6 protein-coding genes are annotated in these 5,739 nt (G+C 62.3%); 1 reads left to right on the top strand and 5 read right to left on the bottom strand.

The genetic code is table 11. From position 1 onward, the window contains the following. The 3 genes from ACIQ2E_RS12060 to glpX all read right to left on the bottom strand — a co-directional run. Nucleotides 1-521, bottom strand: a 521-nt coding sequence (locus ACIQ2E_RS12060) for a sugar phosphate nucleotidyltransferase (RefSeq protein WP_398330800.1), incomplete at its 3' end; no start/stop codon positions are given. A gap of 120 nt (nt 522-641) precedes the next feature. Then, a complete protein-coding gene (locus ACIQ2E_RS12065) occupies nt 642-1,946 on the bottom strand; it encodes a glutamyl-tRNA reductase (RefSeq protein WP_398330803.1) in 1,305 nt (434 codons plus the stop codon). A gap of 101 nt (nt 1,947-2,047) precedes the next feature. Further along, nucleotides 2,048-3,052 carry a class II fructose-bisphosphatase gene (gene glpX, locus ACIQ2E_RS12070; RefSeq protein ID WP_296447522.1) on the bottom strand — a complete coding sequence of 335 codons (1,005 nt, stop codon included), beginning with the start codon at nt 3,050-3,052 and terminating at the stop codon, nt 2,048-2,050. A gap of 232 nt (nt 3,053-3,284) precedes the next feature. Here glpX and rpe point away from each other — a divergent pair, with 232 nt between their 5' ends. Next, nucleotides 3,285-3,968 carry a ribulose-phosphate 3-epimerase gene (rpe, locus tag ACIQ2E_RS12075; protein WP_296452269.1) on the top strand — a complete coding sequence of 228 codons (684 nt, stop codon included), beginning with the start codon at nt 3,285-3,287 and terminating at the stop codon, nt 3,966-3,968. Nucleotides 3,969-4,123: 155 nt separating this feature from the next. Here rpe and ccsB read toward each other — a convergent pair whose 3' ends face one another. Together ccsB and ACIQ2E_RS12085 are read right to left on the bottom strand one after the other, a co-directional pair. Next, complete coding sequence (gene ccsB, locus ACIQ2E_RS12080) at nt 4,124-5,044, bottom strand: c-type cytochrome biogenesis protein CcsB (RefSeq protein ID WP_398330808.1); 921 nt, start codon at nt 5,042-5,044, stop codon at nt 4,124-4,126. 54 nt (nt 5,045-5,098) lie between these two features. After that, nucleotides 5,099-5,739, bottom strand: a 641-nt coding sequence (locus ACIQ2E_RS12085) for an LptF/LptG family permease (RefSeq protein WP_398330811.1), incomplete at its 5' end; no start/stop codon positions are given.

A 5,739-nucleotide genomic window follows, 5' to 3' on the forward strand; every position in this document is an offset into this window, starting at 1 on the left:
TTGATACGGCCGTGGTCGTTGGTGTGCATCAGGCCAAACCCCTCGGCCTGGGCGGCATCCACAGGCAGGGCGCCGATGCTCACGTCAGCACCGGTGGAGATGTGGTGATCCACAAACGTGCTGTAGTCCATCCGGTAGAGCTGGTCGCCGGACAGGATCAGGTAGTGGTCCACATCCCACTCCTGAAACAGCCACTGGTATTTACGCACCGCATCGGCGGTGCCTTCAAACCAGCTGGGGCTTTCGGGGGTCTGCTGCGCCGCCAGCACCTCCACGAAACCTTGGCCGAAGCCGGACGAGAGGTTGTAGCTCTGAGTGAGGTGCCGGTTGAGCGACGCGCTATTGAATTGCGTCAACACGTACATCTTGTTGATGCCGGAGTTGATGCAATTACTGATCGGAATATCAATCAGGCGATATTTGCCTGCCAGAGGCACAGCGGGCTTGGCGCGCATTTTGGTGAGCGGATAAAGGCGCGTGCCGGCTCCGCCGCCGAGAATGATCGCCAGAACGCGCTTCATGCCTGATCCCTAGTGCCTTGGGCGCCAAGACGGTAGGCGAACCAATGCCCACACCGAAACCCTTCTGAGCAGATTGGCTGCAAACGGAAAGGGCATGTCACATGGGCCATGCCCGGCCGCTCAGTCCTGACTGTCGTGCAGCTCGAACAGGTCTTGAAGCACCTTCATCGCCTGGTGCCGTTGCTGGCGCGTTTGCGGTGCTCGCAGGTTGGTGACGGGGGTGTGCAGGATCTTGTTGATGATGCCCTTGGTGAGCGCCTCTACCACCTTGCGCTCGCGGGCCGAAAGATCGGGACCCATGCGACTGAGGGCCTTCTGCAGCTCCTGTTCACGGATCACTTCCAGCTGGGTGCGCAGGCGGTTAGCGATGGGCACCGCTTCCAGGCCATCCCACCAATCCAGAAAATCGCGGCCCTCCTGGCGCAGCATTCCTTCAGCCTCCGCGGCGATCTCACGGCGAGCCTCTTGGTTGCGCGCCACCACCTCCTGCAGATCGTCCACGTCGTAGGAGTTCACGCCACCGAGATCGCCAACACCAGCGGAAATGTTGCGGGGAACGCCGATGTCCACCAGCATCAACGAAGAGCGGCGGTTGAGCTTCTCGAGCCTCTCCACCGTGATGATCGGCTCCTCCGCTCCCGTGCTGGTGAACACCAGCGAACAGGTGCTCAGGCAGTGATCCAGCTCAGTGAGGGGCCGGCATTGAACCGGTAGGCCGGGAAAATCAGCGGCCATCTGCTCAGCTCGCTCCAGCGTGCGGTTGAGCAACACCACCCCTCGGGCCCCTTTGGCCTGAAGGTGCTGCAAGAGCAGGCGTGCCATCCGCCCTGCGCCCACCACGGCGATCTGCTCTTGATCGAGCGGCACCAGATCATCGACCCCACGGGCCTGGCCCACCTTCAGCTGAGCAAGCTCAACGGCGGCGGAGCTGATCGACACCGCACCGGTGCCGAGATTGGTTTCGCTGCGCACCCGCTTGCCGGTGCTCACGGCCTGATTTAAAAGGCGATTGAGAATTGGCCCGATGGAGCGGTGCTCCTGGCCCAGGCGGTACATCTTCTTCACCTGGGAGAGGATCTGGCCTTCTCCAAGCACCAGGGAGTCGAGTCCAGCGGCCACCCGCATCAGGTGGGCGACAGCGTCTTCGTGGTGATAGGTGAACAGGTGGGGTGTGAGCTGATCAAGCTCAAGCCCGGAGTGATCGCTGAGAAAACTACCCACGGCGCTCACGCCCTGTTCGGGGTGGCGCAGCAGCGTATAGATCTCGAGCCTGTTGCAGGTGCTCAGGATCGAGGCTTCCAATACCTCATCGCTCGAGCGCAGCCGCTGCAGGGAGTCCTCGATCGCCTGTTCGGCAATGCTGAGGCGTTCCCGGATCTCCACCGGGGCCGTGCGGTGACTGAGGCCGACGACGGCGATGTGCATGGAGCGGAAACGAAACGTGCGAGGGAAGGCGAATGCAGAGTGCCTACACAAAGGCGGGGTGCCCTGAAGAATTCAGAGCACCCCAACCGCTGTGGGCTTGATCAGCGCAGAGCGATGCTCTGGGCGCCGTCCTTGATGTGCACGGTGGTGGTGAAGCGTGCGGTGTTGTCGAGGGTGCTGATCACCAGGGAGCTGGTGCGGGTGCAGTCCTTCTCGAACTTCACGCCATCGAACAGCAGACCATCGGTGATGCCAGTGGCGGCAAACACCACGTTCTCGCCGCAAGCCAGTTCTTCCGCTTCGTAGATGCGATCAGGATCGCTGATGCCCATCTCAGCCAGACGAGCCAAGTTGCCTTCCTTGGTGAGACCTTCCCACTCGGAGGTCTGGGCCACGGCGGGGTCGTACACCAGCTGACCCTGGAAGTGAGCGCCGAGGGCACGCAGGGCGGCCGCGGAAATCACACCTTCGGGAGCAGCGCCGATGCCCATAAGGCAGTGGGTTCCGGTACCCGCGAAGCCACAGGCGATGGCGGCCTGCACGTCGCCATCAGAGATGGGCTGCACACGGGCGCCGGTGGCGCGGATCTCCTTGATCAGATCCTTGTGGCGGGCGCGGTCCATCACCACGATCACAAGCTCATCCTTGGGGATACCCAGGCACTGGCTGAGGATCTCGATGTTCTCGGTGGCCGACTTGCGGATATCCACCTTGCCCTTGGCGGCCGGGGGAGCGGCCAGCTTCTTCATGTAGAAGTCGGGGGCGTTGAACAGACCACCGCGATCAGAGGCGGCGAGCACGGCCATCGAACCGCGCTGGCTGTTGGCGCAGAGATTGGTGCCTTCGCAGGGATCGACAGCGAAATCAACGCCGGGGCCGGTGCCGCTGCCCACTTCTTCACCGATGTAGAGCATGGGAGCTTCATCGCGCTCGCCCTCACCGATCACGATGCGGCCCTGCATCTGAATCTTGTACATCCGCTCGCGCATGGCTTCAACGGCGGCGGCGTCTGCCTCGTTCTTGAGGCCCATGCCGGTGAGCTTGGCGGAAGCGATGCCTGCCTGCTCAACAACCTCGAGAATTTCTTGAATCAGGGTGCGATCCACAGGCGGTGCAGCGAAGGGAAAGAGAGGTCAACCCCAGGAGGTGCTTGGGATCGTGACCGCCGGAACCGTGTGAACAGCCGGTTCGGCCAGCAACACCAAGGCCTTTCAGGCTTGAAGCGCCGCTCACTGTATCAGTGCTTCTAGAGCGATTCGGGGCCGCTGCAAGGGCGCTTCAAAGGCTGTTGGAAGGTGCATTCCTACAATCACCCCTCTCCCTGCCCGCAGCGCTGCCATGAGCACCAAACCCCTGGTGATCTCGCCGTCGATTCTTTCGGCTGATTTCTCCCGCCTCGGCGAAGACGTGCGCGCTGTGGATCAAGCCGGCGCCGACTGGATTCACGTGGATGTGATGGATGGCCGCTTCGTCCCGAACATCACCATCGGTCCCCTGATCGTGGAAGCGCTGCGCCCCGTAACCCAGAAGCCGCTCGACGTTCACCTGATGATCGTTGAGCCCGAGAAATACGTGGCTGATTTCGCCAAGGCCGGCGCCGACATCATTTCGGTTCAGGTGGAAGCCTGCACCCACCTGCACCGCAACCTGGCCCAGATCAAGGATCTCGGCAAGATGGCCGGCGCGGTGCTCAACCCTGGCACCCCGATCGACACGCTCGAGTACTGCCTCGAGCTTTGCGATCTGGTGCTGGTGATGAGCGTGAACCCTGGGTTCGGCGGCCAGAGCTTCATCGAAAACCAGGTGCAGAAGATCCGCGACCTGCGCCGTATGTGCGATGAGCGCGGCCTCGATCCCTGGATCGAAGTGGACGGCGGCATCAAGGCCGAGAACGCCTGGAAGGTGATCGAAGCTGGTGCCAACGCGATCGTGAGCGGCTCCGGCGTGTTCAACCAGCCCAGCTACGCCGATGCCATCACCGGCATTCGCAACAGCAAGCGTCCTGTAGCTGTGGCTGCCTGAACGCCCTACATGGCCTGCCCAGCAGGCCAACACAACAACCGCCAGTTTGTACGGCTAGTACAGACTGGCGGTTTTCCCTTGACAGGAACTGTTCTCGCTTATGGGTGTGGTCCCGCGTGCGGTCGCCTTTGAGCCTGCCGCAGAGCCAGCACTGATCAAGCGCTGAGGAACCAGCCGTAGCTGTGCAGGCCGATTCCCAGCAGGTTCACGCCGATGTAGCACACGCAAATCACCACCAAACCGGCGACCGCCACCATCGCCGGCCGCCGGCCCTGCCAGCCGCGGCTCAGGCGGGTGTGCAGATAAGCGGCATACACAAGCCAGCAGATCAGAGCCCAGGTTTCCTTGGGGTCCCAGCTCCACCAGCTGCCCCAGGCTTCATTCGCCCACACCGCACCGCTCACGATGCCGATCGAGAGCAACAAAAAGCCCACGGTGATCGTGCGGTAGCTGAGGCTGTCGAGCTGCTCACTCAGGGAAATGGTGGCGCTGCTCAGTTGCAGGCCTGCCGGTGAGCCGCCCTCGGTGGCAAGGCTGGCCTGGCGGAAGGATCCGCTGCCAATCGAGCTGCTGCGCAGCTCTAATTGTTGACCGCGATCGGTGAACAGCACCGCCAAGGAGAGCAGGGAGCCGACAAGCAGGGCTGCGTAGCTGACCATGATCACGCTCACGTGCATCACGAGCCAGCTGGACCGTAGAGCCGGCACCAGTGGAGCGGCCTGCTGCAGTTGATCAGGCAGGGCGAAGCTGGCAAAGGCCACACAACCAAGGCCCATCGGCGTCGCTGCAGCTGCGACGATCGGTGAGGGGTAACTGCGCTCCACCAGCAACTGGGTGAGAGTGCAGGCCCACGCGAGGAAGCAAAGGGACTCGTACAGATTGCTGATCGGAAAGTGACCCGACTGCCACCAGCGCAAGACGAGCTGGGCGGTGAGCGCCAGGTTGGCCGCTGCCACCATCAAGCGCACGGCCTGACTGCCCTGGCCGCCGCCGCTCACACTCCAGAAGGCCAGAGGTAGGGACAGGAGCAGCAAGGCAAAGGCACCGAGGCCAAGGGCCAAAACCGGATCGGTCACGAAAAGGGAGAACCACGCGGTGGAATGCCGCCCAGTCTGCCGTGCAAGGAGGGCTCAGCGGCTGGCTTGTCTCAACAGCACAAGACCGCCGCCCAGGCCGATGAACACCGGCATCCACGCGGCAAAGAAGGGGAGCAAGGTGCCTTTGATCCCCAGCGAACTGAAAATGAATGACATCAAGTAGTACCCGAAGATCAGCAGCACACTGATGCCAAAGCCCTGGCTGCGGCTTGTGCGGGCGTTGGGACGCACCCCAAGGCTGCTGCCAATCAGGCCGAACACCAGACAGATGGCCGGAAACGCAAATTTCTCCTGAATACGCACCCGCAGGCGTCTTGCTTCCTTGCGATCGCCGGCCTGCTCCAGCAGGGCTTCGGCGCGCCAGGCCTGGGCCACGGTCATCTGGGCGGCATCACTGGGCAACTTGCCCACATCCAACGGCGCCTTGGTGAAGGGATAGAAATAACGATCGAAGTCAGCGGAGGTGGTGCGGTTGTTGGCACTATCGATATCGACAATGCGGCCATCACGGAACTCCCACATGCTGCGCGCATCATTCCAGGTGCCTGTTTTGGCGATCAGCAGCTGCTGGTGGCCGGCCTTGCTGAAATCCACCAAGGTGATCTCGTACATCTTTCCCTCACGGAAGCGGCGGGCATAAAAGAGCTGGGCAAGGTCGTTGCCGGTGCTCTCCC

It is taken from the genome of Vulcanococcus sp. (assembly GCF_044369115.1).
Taxonomy (GTDB): Bacteria; Cyanobacteriota; Cyanobacteriia; order PCC-6307; family Cyanobiaceae; genus Vulcanococcus.